Source organism: Caballeronia terrestris, assembly GCF_001544515.1.
GTDB lineage: Bacteria > Pseudomonadota > Gammaproteobacteria > Burkholderiales > Burkholderiaceae > Caballeronia > Caballeronia terrestris.
In genome coordinates this window covers 1-2,398 of sequence record NZ_FCOL02000275.1, presented here as the reverse complement: position 1 = coordinate 2,398, position 2,398 = coordinate 1, and the positions used below count along the sequence as shown (strand labels likewise).

Annotated in this window: 3 protein-coding genes; all 3 read left to right on the top strand. The window is 61.1% G+C overall.

The features are described 5' to 3' along the window. The first annotated feature begins 87 nt into the window (after positions 1-87). A complete protein-coding gene (gene tnpA, locus AWB67_RS36425; protein ID WP_062639244.1) occupies positions 88-561 on the top strand; it encodes an IS66-like element accessory protein TnpA in 474 nt (157 codons plus the stop codon). Continuing rightward, the gene (gene tnpB / locus AWB67_RS36420) at positions 561-914 is read left to right on the top strand and encodes an IS66 family insertion sequence element accessory protein TnpB (protein ID WP_062639243.1); all 354 of its coding nucleotides are present in this window, start codon (positions 561-563) and stop codon (positions 912-914) included. The genes tnpA and tnpB overlap by 1 nt, the downstream gene beginning before the upstream one ends. A 99-nt stretch (positions 915-1,013) precedes the next feature. Beyond that, positions 1,014-2,398 (top strand): IS66 family transposase (tnpC, locus tag AWB67_RS36415; protein WP_087660693.1); only part of this gene is annotated, 1,385 nt, incomplete at its 3' end.

The window sequence follows — 2,398 nt, the reverse complement described above, 5'->3', positions numbered from 1 at the left end:
GTAAGCGCGAATTTCTCCGCACGTAGCGCGATGAAGTAAAGGACGTCACGCTTGCGTCCGCAACCTACACTTGCGGACGCAACCACGATGACACCTGACACGATTGACCTCGATTTCCTGCCGCTGAAGGTGACGCACCTGTCTCCCAAGGGCAAACGATCATTTGATCCTGATGGGAAGCGCCGCTTGGTCGAGGCATGCCTGCGCCCTGGAGCGTCGCTTGCGGGTTTGGCGCTGAAGGCTGGAGTGAACGCCAACCAACTGCGCAAGTGGGTCGAGATGTACCGGAGGGCGAGCGCAGTTGCTAGGGTGCCGAGGACGATCGAATCTGAACCTTCGGCGTTTGTTCCCGTGGTGACGATTGGAGGCGCGACGTTGAAGTCGGCGGAGACGGCGGAGTCTTTGACGGTACGTCGCGATTCTCCCCCAGCGCCGACGCCGGCGCCGTCGCAAGCGCGCCTGTCGGTAAGGTTGCCCAACGGCGTCGCGATTGATCTCGAATGCTCAGTGCAGGACGCGCCACTCGTCAAGGCGGTGATCGTCGCGTTGGGAGCGGGTTGATGTTCCGCTTTGACGATGGTCTGCGGATCTACCTACATCGCGAACCGATCGACTTCCGCTGCGGACTGAACACACTGGTGACGCTGGTCGAGCAATCAATGCATCTTGACCCGTTCGCGCGAGCCGTCTTTGCGTTTCACAATCGGAAGCGCGATCGCGTGAAGCTTGTGCTCTATGACCGGGCTGGATTCTGGCTCCTCATGAAGCGACTCGAGGCGGACCATTTTGTATGGCCCCGCCGCCAGCAGGCCGTGATTGAACTCAGCACCGAACAGCTTCACCTGCTGCTAGACGGTGTCGATGTCGACGCGGTGCGCCGTCATCCTGCGAGGCAGTACTGCCACGCAAGCTGAATTCCAGTATCACCGATGTTGCCGGTAAACAACGACCGGCCCGGTAGTTACAAATCTCCGTAAACCTGCGCGACGCCGTGCTTCGCTATTGTGAAGCGCATGAAAGCCCCTGAACTCTCGCGATTGCCGCGGGCCGCCAAGGCCTACATCCACGAGCTCGAAACCGGTCTCGCAGAACGCGACGCCAAAATCGGCGACCTCTGCAAGCGCCTCGATGCGCTCGAAGAGCAATATCGTCTTGCGTTGGCCCGACAGTACGCGCCGAAGAGCGAGAAGCGCAAGGACCGCGTGTTCAACGAGGCTGAAGAAGTCGCCGAAGCGGATCCGGTTGCCGAAGGCGACGCCGACGCGCCCACTCTACCGAACACCGGGTTGCCTGAGCTTGGGAAGCCCGAATCCCGCAAGCGTGGCCGCAAGCCGCTGCCTGCGGATCTTCCGCGCGAGCGTATCGAGTACGATCTGCCCGATGATCAGAAGATCTGTCCGTGTTGTGGCAAGGCAATGCACCGGATGGGCGAAGAAGTCAGCGAGCAGTTGCACATGGAGGTCAAGGTGTCGGTGTTGCAGCATGCGCGCTTCAAGTACGCGTGTCGTCACTGCGAGCATCACGGCACGCACACGCCGATCGTGGTCGCGCCGATGCCGGCGCAGCCCTTGCCTGGGAGCCATGCAAGTCCATCGATGATCGCCGCTGTTACGGCCGGGAAGTACGTCGATGGCACGCCGCTGTACCGGATGGAGGATGTGCTCGCGCGCTCGAACATCACGATCAGCCGCGGCACGCTGGCGAACTGGATCATCCGCCCCGCCGAGCTGCACTACAAGCGGATTTACGACGCGCTCAAGGCGGTTCTGCTGGGTCAGTGGCTGATTCACGGCGACGAGACTACGGTCCAGGTCCTCAAGGAAAAGGATCGAAAGGCACAGGACACGTCGTATATGTGGGTCTATCGAAGCGCCGAGGACAGCGAGCAGCCGGTCGTGTTATTCGAGTACCAGCCCGGGCGCGGCCAGGAATATCCGAAGGCCTTCCTTGGAAGCTACGCGGGCACGTTGATGACCGACGGGTGGCCGGCATGGCGGACGGTTAAATCGGCGACGCACCTCGGATGCCTTGCCCACGCGCGGAGAATGTTCACTGATGCGCTGAAAGGACAGAAAAACAAGCCCAGCGCTCGCATCATCAGGGCGCTCGAGTTCTTCCAGGCGCTGTACCAGGTCGAGGCGCTCGCCAAACAAAACTTGCCCGAGGGCGAGACGCTGGCCAATTACCGTTACCGCCTACGCCAGCAGCACAGCGTGCCGCTGCTGAGCGCCTTCAAGGCATGGCTTGACGAATTGGCACCGAAGGTTCTGCCCAAGAGTCTGTTCGGCGAGGCAGTCGGCTACTGCCGCAGGCAATGGCAGTATCTAATCCGCTACGTAGACGACGGGCGGTCTCCCGTGGATAACAATGTCATCGAGCGCGACATCAGGCCGTTTGC

Bases quoted from the DNA above. Each gene is read 5' to 3' on its own strand.
- tnpA (WP_062639244.1), top strand. From the start codon at position 88: ATGACACCTGACACGATTGACCTCGATTTCCTGCCGCTGAAGGTGACG.
- tnpB (WP_062639243.1), top strand. From the start codon at position 561: ATGTTCCGCTTTGACGATGGTCTGCGGATCTACCTACATCGCGAACCG.